We start from the raw sequence: 18,602 nt of genomic DNA, 5'->3' as shown, positions 1-18,602 counted from the left end.
ATGCTGTGCGTGACCCACGAAATGGGCTTCGCGCGCAAGGTCGCCAACCGCGTCATCTTCATGGACCGCGGCGAGATCATCGAGCAGAACAGCCCGGACGAGTTCTTCGACCACCCGCAGAACGAGCGCACCAAGCTGTTCCTGAGCCAGATCCTGCATTGAGGCCGGGCGGGCCTGCCCGCTTCCACGCCTGTCGCGAGAACGCCTTCCCCCGGAAGGCGTTTTTTTCGGACCGCCGGAATACCCCGCCCAGCCGTCAGCGGCCACCGCCGCGTTCGGAGCGGCACCCCATGACGATGGCGCCCCTCGCCTTAACGAGATCTTGAGACCCGCCTTCCTAGAATCGCTAACGATTCTCATTGGCATTTTTCTGGAACCTGATCATGGCGCAGTACAAAACCCCTCATCCCGGCGCGGTGTCGCTCAAGACCCTGGGCGTGGCGCTTGGCGCCGCCGCCAGCGCGCAGGCGCAGCCGGCCAGCGACAACGCCACGGTGCTGGCGCCGGTGACGGTGCAGGCCGACAGCCCGGCGCCCTACAAGGCCGACCACGTGCAGTCCGGCAAATTCACCCAGCCCCTGCTGAACACCCCGCAAAGCATCACGGTGGTGCCGCACGAGGTGCTGGAAGAGCAGCATGCCCAGAGCCTACAGGACGTGCTGCGTAACGTTCCCGGTATCACCTTCAGCTCCGGCGAGGGCAACCTGGGCTGGGGCGACATGTTCACCATCCGCGGCTTTTCGGCCGAACAGAGCATCACCGTGGACGGCATCCGCGACGCCGGCATGTCCAGCCGCACCGACATCTTCAACCTGGAGCGGGCCGAAGTGTTCAAGGGCACCGGCTCGATCGAATCCGGCGTCTCGGCGGTCGGCGGCAGCGTCAACCTCGTCAGCAAGGAAGCCCGGCTGGGCTCGTTCTACAAGGCGTCCGGCGGCCTGGGCACCGACCACTACCGCCGCATCACGGCCGATCTGAACCAGGAACTGACCGACAGCTCGGCGCTGCGCATCAACCTGATGCGCCACCACAACGGCGTGGCCGAGCGCGACGTGACCGAGTTCGACCGCTCCGGCATGGCGGCCTCGCTGGCGATGGGGCTGGGCACGCCCACCCGCGTCACCCTGAACTACCTGCACCAGGAAGACAACAACATTCCCGACGGCGGCGTGCCGATCCAGCGCGGCACCGGCGGCCAGCGCATGCCGAACGTATCGCGCAACGCCTGGTACGGCGATCCGTCGCTGTACACCGAACAGACCCGCACCGACCAGGCCACCCTGAAGGCGGAACACGATTTCAACGACCGCGTGCGCCTGTCCAACATCAGCCGCTGGGAACAGACCGACCGCATCGGCGTGCTGTCGCCGGCGCGCCTGAACAGCGCCTCGCGCACCTCCTACGGCTACGCCGGCGCCGGGCCGCTGGTCAACAGCGCCGACGGCATCCCCTCGTACAGCGGCTATGTGGCGCTGGACAACCCCAGCCCCTATGGCCAACTGCGCGGCAACGACTTCGGCACCTCCAAGCGCTACACCATCCTGGCCAACCAGACCAACCTGAGCCTGGATTTCCAGACCGGCGCCATCAAGCACCAATTGGTGACCGGCGTGGAGTTCTACAAGGAGACCTACGGCGATCACGAACGCACCATCAAGGCGCCGTCGACCAACCCGACCTTCGACCTGCGCAACAACGGCGGCGTCGACATGGGCGGGGTCGATAAGGTCAAGGGCGCCGACGGCAACCGCGCCGAGGTCTTCAACACCGGCCTGTACGTTGGCGACACGCTGACGCTGACGCCGCAATGGCTGCTGCAGGGCGCGCTGCGCTATGACCGGTTCCGCGTCACGCAGGTCACCGGCTCCGCCGGCAAGCACGGCACCAACCGGGTCGAGGACGGCGCCTGGAGCGGCCGCCTCGGCGTGACCTACAAGCCGGTGCCCGAGGCCAGCCTCTACGCCGCCTACAGCCAGGCCGCGCAGCCGTCCGCGCTGGGCGCCTCGACCAACAACAACATCTACGGCGCCACCGGCGGCGACAGCTACAAGCCGGCGGTGTCCAAGACCTACGAGCTGGGCGGGAAGTGGGACCTGGCCCAGGGCGACCTGTCGCTGACAGGCGCGGTGTTCCGCACCGAGCTGTCCGACTCCTGGGAGTATGGCGACGACGCCACCGACGTGGTGCGCGCGCTGCCCGCCAAGCGGGTCGACGGCATCGAGCTGGGGCTGGCGGGCAACCTCACCCCGCGCTGGTCGGCCTTCGCCGGCGTCAGCGCCTTGAAGAGCCGCATTACAAAGGGCGCCAACAGCGGCGAGGAAGCCAAGAACGTGCCGGACCTGACGTTCAACCTGTGGACCACCTATGCCGCCACCGACAAGCTGTCGCTGAGCTACGGCGCGCAATACGTGGGCAAGCGGCGCTACACCGACAACAAGTACGTGGGCGGCAAGAACAACAACAGTTCCACCGTGTCGGGCCCGTCCGGCACCCATCCCATCTGGGTGCGCGACGACGAGAAGGCGCCGTCCTACTGGCTGCACTCGGTCGCCGCGCGCTATCGCGTCGACAAGTCGCTGACCCTGGGCATGAACGTGGAGAACCTGTTCAACAAGTTCTACTACAGCCGCGTCGGCGCCTCGCTCGACGGATTCCAGCTCTATGGCGTGCCCGGCGCCGGCCGCACCGTGACCTTCACGGCCGAGCTGTCGTTCTGAGGTCCACCCTGAACACGCTGCCCTGCCCGGGCGCCGACCGCAGCGACACGCGCCAGCCCTGGTGCTCGCAGATGCGCCGCACCAGGGACAGCCCCAGCCCCAGGTTGCCGGCATCGGGCTGCGCGCCGCGCACGAACGGGCTGAAGACGGCTTCCTGCCGTTCCAGCGGGATGCCCGGGCCGTCGTCGGCCACCTGCAGGTAGTCCGGGCCGGCGCTGATCGTGACGCGCGCGCCCGGGCCGGCGTACTGCAGCGAGTTGCGGATCAGGTTGGACAGCAGCGCGCGCAGCAAGGGCGCGGGATAACGCGGCGCGTCGGCCTGCGCGGCCGCCGCCTGCGCATCGTCTGGATCCCCCGCGCTCGCCTGCGCCGGCGCTTCGAGTACGAGCGACATGCCGCGCCGCTGCGCCATCGCGCTCCAGGCCGCCAGTTGTTCACGCGCCGCGCCGCCGGCGCTTTCGCGCTTGAACTGGTCACTGGCGTCGCGCCCGCGCGCCAGCATCAGGTAGGTATCGAGCCGTTCGCCCATGTCGGCCGCGGCCGCGGCGATGCGCCGCACGCGAGCGCTGCCGTCGGCGTCCAGGCCGGGTTCGTCCAGCAGCAGCTCGCAGGAGCTGGAAATCACCATCAGCGGCGTGCGCAATTCATGGCCGACGTCCGCCGTGAACAACTGTTCGCGCCGCAGCGCCTGTTCGAGCTGGTTGTAGGTGGCGTCGAAAGCGTCCGCCAGCCGACCGATCTCGTCCGGCGGATAGTCCGCCGCCAGGCGGGTCTGGGGCGGCTGCGCGCCGCGCGCCGTGACCTGCGCCGCCAGCCGCGCCAGCGGCCGCAACATGCGCCGCGTCGCCAGGGTGCCCAGCACGAACGCCAGCACCAGGCCGCCGGCCAGGCCGCTGACCACGGTCCAGTGCGATGTGGACTGGTTGCGTTCGTACTCGGTGTAGTCGCGCAGCAGCATGTAGCGCTGGCCGTCCTTGTCGTCCACCATGACGTGCCAGACGCGGCCCTCGCGCTCGATCTTGTGAAAGCCCGGCGCCAGGCCCCGCAGCCCCGCCGGAAACGCTTCGCTGCCCGGCGCGCCATGGAAGAAACGGTGCGGCCGTCCGGGATCGACGCCGGCCAGGAAATCGTTGCGCACCCGTTCCACCGCCATGCCCATGTCGATGCGCTGCAGATGGACTTCGAGCGTGTTCACGCTCCAGATCGAGACCCAGGTCAGCGCGCCGCCAACGAGCAGCGCCAGCAGCAGGTAGGTGCGTACCAGATAGCGCGCCAGCCCGCGCCGCGCGCTACGCATCGTCGCCGGCCCGCATTTGGTAGCCGATGCCGTGCACGGTGTGCAGCAGCGGCGTGGCGAACGGCTTGTCCACCACCTGGCGGATCTGGTGGATGTGCGTGCGCAGGCTATCGCTGTCCGGCGGCGAATCGCGCCACAGCGCCTCTTCCAGCCGGCCTCGGTGCACCACCGCCGGGCTGGCGCGCATCAGCAGCATCAGCAGTTGCAGCGGCGAAGGCGGCAGCCGCAGCGGCTGTCCGGCCCGCGCCAGCGCCAGGGTGCCGGTATCCAGCGTCAGGTCGCCTACCTGCAGCACCCGCGCTGCACCGGCCCCATGGGCGCGGTGCAGCAGGGCCTTGACGCGCGCCGCCAGCTCCGCCAGGGCGAACGGCTTGACCAGGTAATCATCGGCGCCAGCGTCGAACCCCGTCAGCCGGTTGTCCAACGTGTCGCGCGCGGTCACCATGATGACAGGCGTATCGCAGCGCGCCTCCGCGCGCAGCCGGCGGCACAGGTCGTAGCCGTCCAGCCGCGGCAGCATCAGGTCGAGCACGATCAGGTCGAAACCGCCCTCGGCCGCCATGGCGTAGCCGCGCAAACCGTCCTCGGCGCAGTCGACGATGTAGCCGCGGCGCGTCAGGTGATGCGTGATGTTCGCCAGGATATCGGGGTCGTCTTCGATGACAAGAACGCGCATGGGGCGGTGCGGGGAATGTAAATCAATCTCAGATTGTAAGCGCGACCCCGATCCCGCCACGGACGCCAGCCGTTTCGCGGCGGGGCCGCCACAACCCGGGGCGCGTCTTAACGAATTCTTGAACCCTGATGACGGAGACTGCCTGCCGATAGGAATGGTTCGCGTTACCCGCAAGCCCGCGGGGCGTGTCGTGGCCACTGGATCGGGATCTCCCCATGCGTTTGAAAAACATGTTCCGCGCGGCGCTGGCCGCCACCGCCCTGCTCTGCGCCCTGCCCGGCGCCCAGGCCCGCCAGGTGACCGACCTGGCCGGCCGCGTCGTCACCGTGCCCGATCATCCGCGGCGGGTGCTGCTGGGCGAAGGCCGCTTCGTCTTCGCCATGGCGTTGCTGGACCGCGCCGACCCGGTGGCGCGCGTGGTCGGCTGGCAGGGCGAGCTCAAGCAGCAGGATCCCTATTCCTGGCAGCAACTCATCAAGCGTTTCCCCAAGGCGGCCGAGGTGCCGCTGATCGGCACCACCTCGGAGGCCAGCGTCAGCCCGGAGAAGATCGTCTCGCTCAAGCCGGACGTGGCCATCTTCAGCCTGAGCGGCCACGGCCCGGGCCGCAACAACCCGATGATCGCGTCACTGCAGCAGGCCGGCATTCCGGTCGTGTTCATCGATTTCCGCCAGCATCCGGTCCAGAACACCGTGCCCAGCCTGCGCATCCTGGGCCAGGCGCTCGACCGTCCGGAACAGGCCGAGCGCTACATCGCGTTCTATGAGTCGCACCTGGCCAAGGTGCGCGAACTGGTGCAGCCGGTGCCGCAGGCCGAGCGTCCTCGCGTATTCGTGGAAATGCTGGCCGGCGTCTGGCCCGCCTGCTGCCACACCACCGGCAACGGCAGCTTCGGCGACCTGCTGGAGACGGCCGGCGGCGTCAATGTGGCGGCCCCGGTGCTGCCGGGCGCGATCGGCGACGTCAGCATGGAATTCCTGCTGCAGGCCCAGCCACAGGTCTACATCGCCACCGGCAGCCGCTCCGACCCCGGCCGTCCCGGCCTGCTGGCGGGCCCCGGCGCCGCCGCCGACGTGTCCGCCGCCAGCCTCTCGACCCTGCTGCAACGCGACGGCATCCGCGACCTGGACGCGGTCAAGCGCGGCCGTGCCTTCGGCATCTGGCACGCGTTCTACAACTCGCCCTACAACGTCGCGGCAATCGAGGCGATGGCCAAGTGGCTGTACCCCGACCGCGCCGGCGCGCTGGACCCGGACGCCACGCTGGCCACGCTGTATCGCGACTTCCTCGACGTGGACGGCGCCGGCACCTACTGGACCGCACCCGCCGCCCGTTGACGGCAGGCAGGCACGCCATCATGCAGAGTTCCGCTACCGCCCTCGCGGCCGACGGCGTCCTGGACGATCCCGTCGCCCGCTACCATCGCACCCGCCGGCGGCGGCTGGCGCTGGCCCTGGCGCTGGCCGTGGCCATCGCCATCAGCCTGCTGGCCGACGTCGCCACCGGCCCGGCGGGCCTGGCGCCGCTCGACCTGCTGCGCACCCTGCTGCACCCCGACGCCGCCGACGCTGGCACCCGCGTCATCGTCTGGCAGTTCCGCCTGCCCTACGCCCTGATGGCGCTGCTGGTGGGCCTGGCCCTGGGCCTGGGCGGCGCCGAGATGCAGACCATGCTGGACAACCCCCTGGCCAGCCCCTATACGCTGGGCGTGTCGGCCGCGGCCGCGTTCGGCGCCTCGCTGGCCATCACGTTGGACTGGCACGTGCCGGCGCTGCCGCCCGGCATGGTGGTGTCGCTGTCGGCCTTCGCCAGCACCCTGGTGTCGGTGCTGATCCTGGAGCGCGTGGCGCGCTGGCGCGGCGGTTCGACGCTGGGCGTGGTGCTGTTCGGCATCGCGCTGGTGTATTCGTTCCAGGCCCTGGTCATGCTGCTGCAGTTCATCGCCAGCGAGGAAGCGCTGCAAGGCATCGTGTTCTGGACCATGGGCAGTCTGGCGCGCGCCACCTGGACCACCGTGGGCGTGATGGCGGCCGCGCTGGCGCTGGCGTTGCCGTTCTCGCTGCGCGACGCGTGGAAGCTGACCGCGGTGCGGCTGGGCGAGGAACGCGCCGCCAGCTTCGGCATCGACGTCAAGCGCCTGCGCCTGGTCAGCCTGCTGCGGGTCAGCGCGCTGGCGGCGCTGGCGGTGTCCTTCGTCGGCACCATCGGCTTCGTCGGGCTGGTGGCGCCGCACATCGCCCGCCTGCTGCTGGGCGAGGACCATCGCTACTACCTGCCCGGCAGCGCGCTGGCCGGCGCCCTGATCCTGTCGCTGGCCTCGGTCGCCTCCAAGACCGTGCTGCCCGGCGCCCTCATCCCGGTCGGCATCGTGACCTCGCTGGTCGGCATTCCCTTCTTTCTCACCATCGTCATCCGCGCCCTCAAGCGTGGCTGACGCCTTCCCCTGCCCCTGGAGACGCCTCCCCATGCAATACCGCTACCCGCTCGCCTTCCTCGCCCTGCTGGCCACCGGCGCCGCCCACGCCGCCGATCCCGCCTGCGGCATCGACGTCGAAGGCCAGCCCGGCAAGAAGTTCGCGCCCAACCACATCGTGGTCCCGGCGATCTGCAAGGACTTCACGGTGCGCCTCATCCACACCGGCAAGAACAGCAAGGAAAAGGCCGGCCACAACTGGGTGCTGACCAAGACCGAGGACATTGACGCGGTCATGGTCGACGGCATCAAGGCCGGCGCGGCGCACGACTTCCTGGCGCCGGGCGACGGCCGCATCCTGGCCAGGACGCCGATGCTCGGCGGCGGTGAAACCGCCACCGTCACGTTCCCCGTCAGCCGCCTGGCCGCGGGTGAGTCCTACACCTTCTATTGCTCGTTCCCGGCCCACGCCCAGCACATGCGCGGCACGCTGGCGCTGCAGCGCTGACGCCATGGCCTCGCTGGACATCCGCTCGCTCACCGCCGGCTATGGCAACCGCCCGGTGCTGCGCGCCCTGCGGGCCGCGCCGCTGCCCGAGGGCACACTGACGGCGCTGCTGGGACCGAACGGCAGCGGCAAATCGACGCTGCTCAAGACGCTGGCGGGGCTCAATCCCATGCTTGGCGGCGACCTGCGGCTGGACGGCGCGGATTTCGCCGGCCTCTCTCCGGCCCGCCGCGCCGAGCACGCCATGTACATGCCCCAGGCCCTGCCCAAGGGCGTTCACATGACCGTGCTGGAGTCGGTGCTGGTGGCGGCCCGCTCGGGCCGCGCGCGCCAGGGCGGCGACGCCTTGATGCGCGAGGCCATGCAGGTACTGGCCGAACTGGGCATCGGCCATCTCGCCAGCCGCTACCTCGACGAGCTGTCCGGCGGCCAGAAGCAGTTGGCGTCACTGGCGCAGGCGCTGGTGCGGCGTCCGCGCCTGCTGCTGTTGGACGAACCGCTGTCGGCGCTGGACCTGAACTACCAGTTCCACGTCATGGACGTGCTGCGGCGCCAGACCGTCCGCCACCGGCTCATCACGCTGGTGGTGCTGCACGACCTGAACATCGCGCTGCGCCACGCCGACCATGCCCTGCTGCTGCACGGCGGCGTCCTGCTGGCCGAAGGCCCGCCACAAGCCGTGGTCACCCCCGATACGCTGCGCCACGCCTACGGCGTGCTGGCGCGGGTGGAGCGCTGCCCGCAAGGCCAACCCCAGGTGCATGTGGACGGGCTGGCCCATCACGGGCTGGCCCATCATGGGCTGGCCCATCACGGGCTGGCCCATGATGGGTTGGCCGCCGCCTAGATCAGGAACTGCCGGTACGCCTCGTTCGCCGTCTCTTCCCAATGCGCGTAGCCCAACTGCGCCAGGAAGCGGTCCAGCGCGGCGTCGTCCGCCAGCGGCGCCTGGATGCCGACCAGCACCGAACTGAAGTCCGCGCCCTGGTTGCGGTAGTGAAACAGGCTGATGTTCCAGTTCGGCGCCATTGCCGACAGGAATTTCATCAGCGCGCCCGGACGCTCCGGGAACTCGAAGCGGAACAGCCGTTCGCCGCCCGCCAGCGGCGAGCGCCCGCCCACCATGTAGCGGATATGCTGCTTGGAGACTTCGTTGTGGCTCAGGTCGCTGACCGCGAAGCCTTCCTGCTCCAGGCCGCGCATGATGTCCGCGGCCTCGCCGCGGCGCGCGATCTGCACGCTGACGAAGATGCGGGCGGTGTTGGCATCGGCGATGCGGTAGTTGAATTCGGTGACGCTGCGCTGCCCCATCACCGCGCAGAAGCGGCGGAAACTGCCGCGCTCCTCGGGCAGCGTCACGGCGAACACGGCTTCGCGCGCCTCGCCCACCTCGGCCCGGTCCGCCACGAAGCGCATGCGGTCGAAATTCATGTTGGCGCCCGAGGTGATCGCCACCAGCGACTGCCCCTGTGCGCCCTCGCGCTCGACATACTGCTTCAGTCCGGCCAGCGCCAGCGCGCCCGCCGGTTCCAGCACGCTGCGGGTGTCCAGGAACACGTCCTTGATCGCCGCGCAGACCGCATCGGTATCCACCAGGATGATCTCGTCCAGGTACTGGCGGCACAGGCGGAAGGTTTCTTCGCCCACCAGCTTGACCGCCGTGCCGTCCGAGAACAGGCCGACCTCGGCCAGGCTGACCCGCTCGCCCACCTGCATCGACTGCGCCATGGCGCTGGAATCGACCGTCTGCACCCCGATCACCTTGACCGACGGATCCACCGCCTTCATGTACACCGACACCCCCGCCGCCAGGCTGCCGCCGCCGATCGGCACGAACACCGCGTCCAGCCGTCCCGGGTGCTGGCGCAGGATCTCCATGCCGACCGTGCCCTGGCCGGCGATGACGTAGGGATCATCGAACGCCGGGATGAAGGTCAGGTCCTGGTCGCGGGCCAGCGTCTGCGCGTAGGCATAGGCATCGCTGTAGGAATCGCCCGCCAGCACCACCTGCACCGTCGGACCGCCGAAGGCGCGCACCGCGTCCACCTTCACCTGCGGCGCGGTCTGCGGCACCACGATGGTGGCGCGCACGCCGAGCCGGGCGGCGGAGATCGCGACGCCCTGGGCGTGGTTGCCGGCCGAGGCGGTGATGACGCCGCGTTCCAGCGCCGCCTGCGGCGTGTTGCGCATCTTGTTGTAGGCGCCGCGCACCTTGAACGAAAACACCGGCTGGTTGTCCTCGCGCTTGAGGTGCACGCGGTTGCCGAGCCGGCGCGACAGGCCCTGGGCGGGGTCCAGCTCGGTCTCGCGGGCGATGTCGTAGACCCGCGCCGTCAGGATCTGGCGCAGGTATTCCATGGGCGTGGCGCGGCCCGGGGCGAAGGCGTCGGTCTCGGAGGTATTGGCGGTGGCGGCTTGCGGTTGTTGCATGAAAACTCTCTGCGGCGTGGGGACTGGGCCCGGCAGAGGCGGCAACAAAAAACCCGCCTCGTGGGGCGGGTTTGTTTGACTGACTGCGGTCGCGCGTTAACCCACCATTCCAGGAATGATGGTAATAATCAGCGAAATGCGGACGGCGCGGAAAGTCATGGGGCGTAGCTTCCCGCATGCGCGTCGGTTTGTCAAATCGAACGCGTCATCGCGCGGTGCGCACCCCCGCCGCGGCGGCTACAGGTAGGCGCTCACGCGCGCCGGCAGTCCGTCGAGCGGCCGGTGCCGCGCCAATTGCGCCAGCACGCCGCGGAACATGTTCTTCCTGGCTGCCGCATCCGGCACGCGCCGCACGAACAGATATTCGAAATGCGCCAGCAGCCGGCGCAGCAGGTCCGCGTCCAGCCCCAGCAGGATCTGGCGCAGGTCGTCGGGCAGCACTTCGTCGGGCGAAGACAGGAACAGCCCCATCTGCGCCCGCGTCAACGGCTTGGTCCGGTACAGCGCCTCGCAGGCCGCCAGGCAGGCCTGGCGGTCGTCCAGCGCCAGCAGCGTGGTGCACTTGAGGACCATCAGGAATACCTGGAACTCCGAGCCCGCCTCGGCCAGCTCGATGCCTTGGTCGAAGTAGTCGATGGCTTCCTGCAGGCGCCCGCGGTTCAGCCGCAATTGTCCCAGCACCGCGAAGGCCGACGCGAACGCGGTGCTTTGGGCAAACGCCTCCTCGGCCAGTGCCTCGGCCAGTTCCAGGTGCCCATGGCTGAGAAAGCACAGCAGCTTGGCGGCCGCCAGCGCCAGCATCGGGTTGTCGCGCACATGGGGCAACGCCTGGAACACCAGCGCCTCGATCTGCGGTTCCAGCTCGGCCGGATCGCTGGTCAGGTCCAGCACCAGCCTGGCGTAGAGATGCGAGGCCCACATCAGGGCGGTCTGCGGATCGTCCGGCTGCTCGGCGCGCAGCTTTTGCAGCTCGATTTCCGACTCCAGCCAGCTTTGCGGCGTGCGCGCCAACAGCACGGCGGCACGATGCAGGCGCAGTTCGATCGGCTCGTCGGTGGGGCCGGCCACGTCGCCGCGGGCGCGCGCCAGGCTGCGCCAGATCTCGCTCTTGAGCGAGGCGGCAAAGGCGGCGGCAGCGGTGTGGCCGACCTCGGCCTCGTCAGTGGGCGCGATGGTCCAGCGCTCGGCGCGCAGCGCGGCGCCGCTGGCGGCTTCGCGCAGCACCACCGCGCAATGCACCCCGGCCTCGTCCTGGCGCAGCCCGACCTCGACCCGGAACGGCGCCTTCGCCTCGTTCGCCGCGGCCAGCGAGAGCAGGCTGACGCCGCGTTCGCTCGGCAGCCGCGCCCTCAGGGCGTCGGCCAGTTCGGTCAGGAAGGCCCGCACCCGAGGCTCGGCGCGCAACGCCTCGGGCCCCGCCGCCGGGCCGATGGCGACATAAACGTCGCCGCCCGGCCCCGCCTCGGGCGCGGCGATCCAGCTATAGCCTTCGCCGTAGCTGGTGGCGATGAAACGCGGCGCGCGCGCCGAATCGCCAAGCTTGCCGCGCAGTCGGTTGATGAGCAGGTCGACGCTGCGCTCGAGCGCCTCGGCCTCGCCGCGCTGGGTGGCGTCCAGCAGGCGCTGGCGCGGCAGGATCTGGCCGACGTGCGCGGTCAGCAGCGCCAGCGCGGCGGTCTCGACCGGCGTGAATTGGATTGTCTTGCCATCGGTACGGCTGGCATAGCGGAACTTCGGATCGAACAACAAATTGCCAAACCGCATTGACTCTCTCCACGCCAGGGCGCTACAACGCCCATCGTCATCCGGCGCCCCGCTCTGTCCCGCCCCGCCAGGCGGCACGGGAAGATGCCGAATATTAGCCAATACTTGCAGGTCGTAGCCAGCAGATTGCGCCGATTTGGCGCCATTCCTGGGGTAAAAATCCCATTTTTCGATGTCCCGCGCACGCGCCGCGGACGATTGGCGCCCATTTCCGCGCCCGCCGCGCGGGCCACGGTATTACAATGTTCGACTCGTGGCACTCGCACCTTCCAGGCGGTCGGGCAATTGGACCAGCACATAAAGGACGGGCGGCGCCATGTTGAGCCGATCGGGGCCTGCCCGGGTCTGCCCATACGAACCCACTCTCGACAACATCTACCGGCTGACGCCGCATAGCATGTTCGGGTTTGCGCCTAGCGCCACCGCCGAACAGATTCAAGGATCATGTCTCTTACTCCGAAGATTATCTACACCCTCACCGACGAAGCTCCGGCGCTTGCAACCCGTTCCCTGCTGCCGATCGTCCAGACCTTCGCGAAGTCCGCTGGCATCACGGTCGAGACCCGCGACATCTCCCTGGCGGGCCGCATCATCGCCCTGTTCCCCGACTACCTCGACGACAGCCAGAAGCTGGGCGACGCCCTGTCCGAGCTGGGCGCCCTGGCGGTCCAGCCCGAAGCCAACATCATCAAGCTGCCGAACATCAGCGCCTCGATGCCGCAGCTCAAGGCCGCCATCAAGGAACTGCAGGACCAGGGCTACAAGCTGCCCGACTACCCGGACGCCCCGGCCAACGACACCGAGCGCGACGTCAAGGCGCGCTACGACAAGGTCAAGGGCAGCGCCGTCAACCCCGTGCTGCGCGAAGGCAACTCCGACCGCCGTGCCCCGCTGTCGGTCAAGAACTACGCTCGCAAGCACCCGCACAAGATGGGCGCCTGGACGGCTGACTCCAAGGCCCACGTGGCGCACATGGACAGCGGCGACTTCTACGGCACCGAAAAGTCGGCCCTGATCGCCGAAGCCGGCGACGTCAAGATCGAACTGACCGCCGCCGACGGCACCAAGACCGTGCTGAAGGAAAAGACCCCGGTCAAGGCCGGCGAGATCATCGACGCCGCCGTGCTGTCGACCGCCAAGCTCAAGACCTTCCTGCAGGCCCAGATCGACGACGCGCGCGCCCAGGGCGTGCTGTTCTCGGTGCACCTGAAGGCCACCATGATGAAGGTCTCCGACCCCGTCATCTTCGGCCACGTGGTGTCGGTGTTCTACAAGGACGTGCTGGCCAAGCACGCCGCCGTCCTCAAGCAGGCCGGCTTCGATCCCAACAACGGCATCGGCGACCTGTACGCCAAGATCCAATCGCTGCCCGCCGACCAGCAGGCCGCGATCACCGCCGACATCGACGCCGCCTACAAGACGCTGCCGCAGCTGGCCATGGTGAACTCCGACAAGGGCATCACCAACCTGCACGTGCCCAGCGACGTCATCGTCGACGCCTCCATGCCCGCCATGATCCGCGATTCGGGCAAGATGTGGAACGCCGAAGGCAAGCTGCAGGACGCCAAGGCCGTCATCCCCGACCGCTGCTACGCCGGCGTCTACCAGGCCGTCATCGACGACTGCAAGCAGCACGGCGCCTTCAATCCGGTCACGATGGGCAGCGTGCCCAACGTCGGCCTGATGGCCCAGGCCGCCGAGGAATACGGCTCGCACAACAAGACCTTCGTGGTCCCCGCCACCGGCACCGTGCGCGTCACCGACGCCTCGGGCAAGGTGCTGCTGGAGCAGGCCGTCGAGGCCGGCGACCTCTGGCGCATGTGCCAGACCAAGGACGCCGCGATCCAGGACTGGGTCAAGCTGGCCGTCACCCGCGCCCGCGTCAGCCAGACGCCGGCCGTGTTCTGGCTGGACGAAAAGCGCGCCCACGACGCCCAGGTCATCGCCAAGGTCAAGCAGTACCTGAACGACCACGACACCAGCGGCCTGGATCTGCGCATCCTGCCCCCGGTCGAGGCCACCAAGTTCTCGCTCAAGCGCATCCGTGAAGGCCTGGACACCATCTCCGTCACCGGCAACGTGCTGCGCGACTACCTGACCGACCTGTTCCCCATCATGGAACTGGGCACCAGCGCCAAGATGCTGTCGATCGTGCCGCTGGTCGCCGGCGGCGGCCTGTTCGAAACCGGCGCCGGCGGCTCGGCGCCCAAGCACGTGCAGCAGTTCCTGGAAGAAGGCTTCCTGCGCTGGGATTCGCTGGGCGAGTTCATGGCCCTGGCCGCGTCGCTGGATCACCTCGGCCGCGCCTACGACAACGCCCGCGCCCTGGTGCTGGGCAAGACGCTGGACCTGGCCACCGCCAAGTTCCTGGACGAAAACAAGTCGCCCGACCGCAAGGTCGGCGGCCTGGACAACCGCGGCAGCCACTTCTATCTGGCGATGTACTGGGCCCAGGCCCTGGCCGAGCAGACCGACGACCGCGCGCTGGCCGCGCTGTTCGCCCCGGCCGCGGCCGCGTTCGCGCAAGGCGAAGCCAAGATCCTGGAAGAGCTCAAGGCCGCCCAGGGCAAGCCGGTCGACATCGGCGGCTACTACCAGCCGAACGAAGACAAGGCCAGCCGCGCCATGCGCCCCAGCGCCACGCTGAACCAGGTGCTGGCCAGCATCGGCTAAGCTCCCCGCCCCGGGCCGCCCGGCCCGGTGGCGCAAAAAAAGCCGGCGGTTCCGCAAGGAGCCGCCGGCTTTTTCTTTGCGCCCGGGTTGCCCGCCGGACCGCGGGCCAGGGCCCGACGCGGCATCGCGCCGTCGACCGCGCCGCTCAGGCCCGCGATACCCCGCGCGCCCGGCGGATCTGCAACCCTTGCAGCGCCACCGGAATCAGCGACAGCCCGATGATGATGACCGACACCCAGTGCAGGTTGGCGCGCACCCAGGCGATGGAGCCGAGCCAGTAGCCCGCCAGCAGCATCGAGCCGCACCAGGCAATGGCGCCGACCACGTTGTAGATGAAGAACGTGCGGCGCGGCATCTGCGACAGTCCCGCCACGAACGGCGCCAGCGTGCGCACGATGGGCACGAAGCGCGCCACCGTGATGGTCATGGCGCCATAGCGCGCGAAATAGGCGCGCGCCCGCTCGAGGTGCTCGCGCTTGACCCAGCGGCTGTGGGCGAGCTTCTGGCCCCAGCGGGAAGAGGCAATGGCATAGTTGAGCGCGTCGCCGGCAATGGCGGCGGTGGTGATGGCCGCCAGCGACACCAGCGGATCGATGCCCGCCAGGCCCAGGAATGAGCCGGCCGCGAACAACAGCGAATCGCCCGGCAGGAACGGCATCACCACCAGGCCGGTCTCGATGAACACGATGGCGGCGATGATGCAGGTACCCAACATCCAGTTCTGCGCCAGCAGCGCCATCAGGCCCTGCTCGCTGGTCAACCACGCAAACATCTCGGTAATGCCCATACGGATCCCGCCCTTCTTTTGCGGCCGGTGACGCCGGCCATTCCATGGAGGGGCGAAGTATGCGGCAGAGCCCGTCGATATTTCATCAAATTTGCCGGCGCGGCCTGGTCGACGCGGGGCGGCCATGGGCGCCGCCCGCGCTAGCGGTCCGCCATCAGCCGATCGAGCCGCAACCGGCCACGCTCGTCCGTCAGCCGCCGCATGGCGCCGTACGCCGCGCCCATGGCCGCCATGCCGCTGGCGCCACAGAGCAGGAACATCAACAGGATCTGGTACTTGGCGGCATCGATGGGGTCCATGCCGGCGATGATCTGGCCAGTCATGATGCCGGGCAGCGTGATGATGCCCGCCGCCGACATCTGGTTGATGCTGGGCACGATGCCGCGGCGCACGGATTCCCGCAGCAGCGCCGCGAAGGCCTGGTGCGCCGTGGCACCCAGCGACAGGCGCGCCTCGATGGCCAGCTTTTCGCGGCGCACGCCGGACAACACGCTGTCCAGCGCCAGGCTGGCCGCGTTGAGCACGCTGCCCAGCACGATGCCGACCAGCGCGATCGTGTAGCGCGGGTCGTACCACGGTTCGGGCCGCAACGCGGTCGACAGGATGAACAGCGCGGTGATGACCGTCGTGGCGACGACGGCCATGGCGCCCACATAACCGTTGCCATGGCCGGCCAGGCGCGCCTTGGGCCGGGCGGCGACCTCGCGCGCCGCCAGCGCCATCATCACGGCCACCACCAGCGCGGTCAGCCAGGGCGCCGCGTGCGCGAACACGATGCGCAGGATGTGGCCGACCAGCAGCAGCTGCACCACGGTGCGCAGCGCCGCCCACAGCACCTGCCTCTGCAGGTTGAGCCGCAGCGCGAAGGAAATGCCGGCCGACAGCACAACCAGCAGCGAAGCGATGATCAGGTCGGTGGCCTGCAGTTTGATCACGTCCATTGCGGCTCCAGCTTGCCCTGCGCCATGCGCCAGCCGCGGCGGGCCATGCGCCGGGCCTGGTCGGGGTTGTGGGTCACCATCAGGATGGCCGCACCGCCGTCCAGGTATCGGCGCAGCTCGGCTTCCACCAATTCGGTGGCGGCGGGATCGAGCGCGGCGGTGGGTTCATCCAGCAACAGCGCGCGCGGCGCCAGCGCCAGTGCGCGCGCCAGGGCGGCCCGCTGGCGTTCGCCGGTGGACAGCTCCTGCACCAGCGCGTCCATTTTCCCGGCGGGCAGGCCCATGCGCTGCATCAGCTCGGCGGCCCGCGCGCGATCGGCGAAGTGCGGGGCGACGTGGTCGTCCCACCAGCCGGCCTCGGCCTGGCAGTAGATCACCTGGCGGCGCCATTGATGGCCGCGCATGCCCGAACGCGGCGCGCCGTCGAGTTCGATTTCGCCGTGGCCGGGGTCCAGGTCGGCGACCTGGCGCAACAGCAGCGATTTGCCCGAACCCGAAGGGCCGGTGATGGCGGCGCATTCCCCCGCCGCGAGATCCAGGCTGACGGGCGACAAGCGCTCGCTGTAGACACCGCGCAGCCTGAGCACGGGACGTTTATCTGACATGGCGGCAAGCATAACCCGCGCAGGTCCGCGCCGCACCGGCGCGTTGCCGGCGCTGGCGCCGCATGACGATATGCCCGCCGATCGTGTCCCTATGCGCTTTGCCACCCTGCATATGAGCGCCGCCTGCATGGCGCGGGTGATGCGTCGCGCCCAGGGCGCATTTGCTAGAGTGCCAATATTGCAAATGAAAATCATACCCAAACAGATGTTCAATTCATGCAATACCGGCGATGGAAATTCTTTGTTGTTGCAGTGGACCGACGGACCGACGAGCCGCTCGCGTCCCGTTCCGCCTGATTAGCCGGCCCTGTTCCGAGTATGCCCTGCCCCGGGCATCGTCCGTGCAACGAGAGACTCCGCAAAAGGCGTAACCATCATGAACCGTGAAATCTATGACTTCGTCGCGATCGGCCTAGGCCCTTTCAATCTCAGCCTGGCCTGCCTGTCGGCCCCGCTGCCCGGCGTGCGCGCCCTCTTCCTGGACAAGAAGCCGGGCTTCGACTGGCACCCCGGCATGCTGATCGAGGCCTCCACCCTGCAGAACCCGTTCCTGGCCGATCTGGTCAGCCTGGCCGATCCGCGCAGCGAATACAGCTACCTGAACTACAGCAAGCAGACCGGCCGCATCTATTCGTACTACATGCGCGAGAACCACTATCTCACGCGCGCCGAGTACAACCGCTACTGCAAGTGGGTGGCCGCGCGCCTGCCCAACCTGCGCTTCAACAGCGACGTGCAGAGCGTGCTGCACGACCCCGAGACCGACACCTACCTGGTCACCGGCCAGCACAGCGTCAATGGCGAACGCTTTATGGTCCGCTGCCGCAAGCTGGTGCTGGGCCTGGGGTCGCAGCCAGTGCTGCCGCCCTGCTGCGACCGGCGCGAGGCGCCCTACATCCACAGCGCCGAGTATCTGCGGCACAAGGAGCAACTGCAGCGGCGCGCCTCGATCACCATCGTCGGCAGCGGCCAGAGCGCGGCCGAGGTGTTCCACGACCTGCTGCGCGACAGCGACGAACACGACTACAGCCTGGCCTGGATCACCCGTTCGCCGCGCTTTTTCCAGATGGAGAACACCAAGCTCACGCTGGAGCTGATCTCGCCGGACTACACCAACTACTTCTACGACCTGCCCGAAGACCGCCGCCGCCAGATCCTGGCCGAGCAGAGCAGTCTGTACAAGGGCATCAACGCCTCGCTCATCAACCAGATCTACGACCTGCTGGACGAGAAGATCCACAACGGCGACCGCCGCTATACGCTGCTGACCAATGCCGAGTTGTGCGCCAGCCGTTACGACCGCCACGCCGCCCGCTACCACCTGGAGTTCCGCCACGTCGACACCGGGCAGGTGTTCTCGCACGCGGCCGACGGCCTGGTGCTGGCCACCGGCTATGCCCGCAGCATCCCCGCGTGCGTCAATCCGATCCACGACCGCATCGCCTGGGCCGAGGACGGCAACTACCAGATCGCCCGCAACTACAGCATCGACCACGGCGGCAACGAGATCTTCGTGCAGAACAGCGGCCTGCTCAGCCATGGCGTCACCAATCCCGACCTGGGCTTCTGCTGCTACCGCAATTCGCAGATCCTGCGCGAACTGACCGGCCACGAGCACTACGCCATCGAGCCGCGCACCGCGCTGCAGGACTTCCGTCCGCCGGCCAGCGGCGTGTTGGCGCATCGCGCGGCCCAGTCGGCGCCGGCGTGCCGCGGCGCCGTCGCGCCGGAACTGATGCCCATGCTGGACGGCCATCGCGCCGCCACCGTCTGATGCCCCGGGAGCCCGCC

The 18,602-nt window shown here is 68.8% G+C and carries 14 protein-coding genes and 1 pseudogene; 8 read left to right on the top strand and 7 right to left on the bottom strand.

Going from position 1 to position 18,602, the window contains the following annotated elements:
* Nucleotides 1-162: pseudogene (locus HV783_RS26140) on the top strand (amino acid ABC transporter ATP-binding protein); the annotation flags it as partial.
* Nucleotides 163-383: 221 nt separating this feature from the next.
* Nucleotides 384-2,717 (top strand): TonB-dependent receptor, encoded by a 2,334-nt coding sequence (locus HV783_RS26135; RefSeq protein ID WP_175190161.1) that lies wholly within the window; start codon nt 384-386, stop codon nt 2,715-2,717.
* On the opposite strand, the gene HV783_RS26130 is transcribed toward HV783_RS26135, so the two are convergent.
* A complete protein-coding gene (locus tag HV783_RS26130; protein WP_175190160.1) occupies nt 2,695-4,014 on the bottom strand; it encodes a sensor histidine kinase in 1,320 nt (439 codons plus the stop codon). The two genes, HV783_RS26135 and HV783_RS26130, sit on opposite strands and share 23 nt — an antisense overlap.
* The gene (locus tag HV783_RS26125; RefSeq protein WP_054504175.1) at nt 4,007-4,690 is read right to left on the bottom strand and encodes a response regulator transcription factor; all 684 of its coding nucleotides are present in this window, start codon (nt 4,688-4,690) and stop codon (nt 4,007-4,009) included. The genes HV783_RS26130 and HV783_RS26125 overlap by 8 nt, the downstream gene beginning before the upstream one ends.
* A 215-nt stretch (nt 4,691-4,905) precedes the next feature.
* On the opposite strand from HV783_RS26125, the gene HV783_RS26120 reads away from it, so the two are divergent.
* The 4 genes from HV783_RS26120 to HV783_RS26105 are packed head-to-tail and all read left to right on the top strand — an operon-like array spanning nt 4,906 to nt 8,458.
* Nucleotides 4,906-6,027, top strand: coding sequence for an ABC transporter substrate-binding protein (locus HV783_RS26120; protein ID WP_175190159.1), 1,122 nt, complete (start codon nt 4,906-4,908; stop codon nt 6,025-6,027).
* 20 nt (nt 6,028-6,047) lie between these two features.
* Nucleotides 6,048-7,124 (top strand): FecCD family ABC transporter permease, encoded by a 1,077-nt coding sequence (locus HV783_RS26115; protein ID WP_175167946.1) that lies wholly within the window; start codon nt 6,048-6,050, stop codon nt 7,122-7,124.
* 31 nt (nt 7,125-7,155) lie between these two features.
* Complete coding sequence (gene azu, locus HV783_RS26110; protein ID WP_054504178.1) at nt 7,156-7,611, top strand: azurin; 456 nt, start codon at nt 7,156-7,158, stop codon at nt 7,609-7,611.
* 4 nt (nt 7,612-7,615) lie between these two features.
* Entirely contained in the window at nt 7,616-8,458 is an 843-nt protein-coding gene (locus tag HV783_RS26105) for an ABC transporter ATP-binding protein (RefSeq protein ID WP_175190158.1), read from the top strand.
* Here HV783_RS26105 and ilvA read toward each other — a convergent pair.
* A complete protein-coding gene (gene ilvA / locus HV783_RS26100) occupies nt 8,455-10,041 on the bottom strand; it encodes a threonine ammonia-lyase, biosynthetic (protein ID WP_081273490.1) in 1,587 nt (528 codons plus the stop codon). The two genes, HV783_RS26105 and ilvA, sit on opposite strands and share 4 nt — an antisense overlap.
* 237 nt (nt 10,042-10,278) lie before the next feature.
* The gene (locus HV783_RS26095) at nt 10,279-11,805 is read right to left on the bottom strand and encodes a winged helix-turn-helix domain-containing protein (protein WP_175167948.1); all 1,527 of its coding nucleotides are present in this window, start codon (nt 11,803-11,805) and stop codon (nt 10,279-10,281) included.
* Nucleotides 11,806-12,249: 444 nt separating this feature from the next.
* Here HV783_RS26095 and HV783_RS26090 point away from each other — a divergent pair, with 444 nt between their 5' ends.
* Nucleotides 12,250-14,478 carry an NADP-dependent isocitrate dehydrogenase gene (locus tag HV783_RS26090; RefSeq protein WP_054416996.1) on the top strand — a complete coding sequence of 743 codons (2,229 nt, stop codon included), beginning with the start codon at nt 12,250-12,252 and terminating at the stop codon, nt 14,476-14,478.
* A gap of 145 nt (nt 14,479-14,623) precedes the next feature.
* Here HV783_RS26090 and HV783_RS26085 read toward each other — a convergent pair whose 3' ends face one another.
* From HV783_RS26085 to HV783_RS26075, 3 genes are all read right to left on the bottom strand, one after another.
* Nucleotides 14,624-15,250 carry a VTT domain-containing protein gene (locus HV783_RS26085; protein ID WP_254604049.1) on the bottom strand — a complete coding sequence of 209 codons (627 nt, stop codon included), beginning with the start codon at nt 15,248-15,250 and terminating at the stop codon, nt 14,624-14,626.
* A 155-nt stretch (nt 15,251-15,405) separates the two neighbouring features.
* A complete protein-coding gene (locus HV783_RS26080) occupies nt 15,406-16,206 on the bottom strand; it encodes an ABC transporter permease (RefSeq protein ID WP_054504182.1) in 801 nt (266 codons plus the stop codon).
* On the bottom strand, nt 16,197-16,811 hold the full coding sequence (locus HV783_RS26075; protein ID WP_231132945.1) for an ABC transporter ATP-binding protein: 615 nt from the start codon (nt 16,809-16,811) through the stop codon (nt 16,197-16,199). Before HV783_RS26075 ends, HV783_RS26080 begins: the two co-directional genes overlap by 10 nt.
* A gap of 376 nt (nt 16,812-17,187) precedes the next feature.
* Between HV783_RS26075 and HV783_RS26070 the strand changes: the two genes are divergently transcribed.
* Nucleotides 17,188-18,585, top strand: a complete 1,398-nt coding sequence (locus HV783_RS26070; RefSeq protein WP_175190156.1) for a lysine N(6)-hydroxylase/L-ornithine N(5)-oxygenase family protein — start codon at nt 17,188-17,190, stop codon at nt 18,583-18,585.
* Nucleotides 18,586-18,602 lie beyond the last annotated feature (17 nt).

The sequence above is a fragment of the Achromobacter dolens genome (assembly GCF_902859745.1).
Lineage (GTDB): Bacteria > Pseudomonadota > Gammaproteobacteria > Burkholderiales > Burkholderiaceae_B > Achromobacter > Achromobacter dolens.
The sequence above is the reverse complement of the archived record's forward strand: the minus strand, read 5'-3'. Positions and strand labels throughout refer to the sequence as shown.

What these genes read in the sequence shown, in the direction of transcription:
- HV783_RS26135 (WP_175190161.1), top strand. Translation starts at nt 384, where the DNA reads ATGGCGCAGTACAAAACCCCTCATCCCGGCGCGGTGTCGCTCAAGACC.
- HV783_RS26130 (WP_175190160.1), bottom strand. Translation starts at nt 4,014, where the DNA reads ATGCGTAGCGCGCGGCGCGGGCTGGCGCGCTATCTGGTACGCACCTAC.
- HV783_RS26125 (WP_054504175.1), bottom strand. Translation starts at nt 4,690, where the DNA reads ATGCGCGTTCTTGTCATCGAAGACGACCCCGATATCCTGGCGAACATC.
- HV783_RS26120 (WP_175190159.1), top strand. Translation starts at nt 4,906, where the DNA reads ATGCGTTTGAAAAACATGTTCCGCGCGGCGCTGGCCGCCACCGCCCTG.
- HV783_RS26115 (WP_175167946.1), top strand. Translation starts at nt 6,048, where the DNA reads ATGCAGAGTTCCGCTACCGCCCTCGCGGCCGACGGCGTCCTGGACGAT.
- azu (WP_054504178.1), top strand. Translation starts at nt 7,156, where the DNA reads ATGCAATACCGCTACCCGCTCGCCTTCCTCGCCCTGCTGGCCACCGGC.
- HV783_RS26105 (WP_175190158.1), top strand. Translation starts at nt 7,616, where the DNA reads ATGGCCTCGCTGGACATCCGCTCGCTCACCGCCGGCTATGGCAACCGC.
- ilvA (WP_081273490.1), bottom strand. Translation starts at nt 10,041, where the DNA reads ATGCAACAACCGCAAGCCGCCACCGCCAATACCTCCGAGACCGACGCC.
- HV783_RS26095 (WP_175167948.1), bottom strand. Translation starts at nt 11,805, where the DNA reads ATGCGGTTTGGCAATTTGTTGTTCGATCCGAAGTTCCGCTATGCCAGC.
- HV783_RS26090 (WP_054416996.1), top strand. Translation starts at nt 12,250, where the DNA reads ATGTCTCTTACTCCGAAGATTATCTACACCCTCACCGACGAAGCTCCG.
- HV783_RS26085 (WP_254604049.1), bottom strand. Translation starts at nt 15,250, where the DNA reads ATGTTTGCGTGGTTGACCAGCGAGCAGGGCCTGATGGCGCTGCTGGCG.
- HV783_RS26080 (WP_054504182.1), bottom strand. Translation starts at nt 16,206, where the DNA reads ATGGACGTGATCAAACTGCAGGCCACCGACCTGATCATCGCTTCGCTG.
- HV783_RS26075 (WP_231132945.1), bottom strand. Translation starts at nt 16,811, where the DNA reads ATGTCAGATAAACGTCCCGTGCTCAGGCTGCGCGGTGTCTACAGCGAG.
- HV783_RS26070 (WP_175190156.1), top strand. Translation starts at nt 17,188, where the DNA reads ATGAACCGTGAAATCTATGACTTCGTCGCGATCGGCCTAGGCCCTTTC.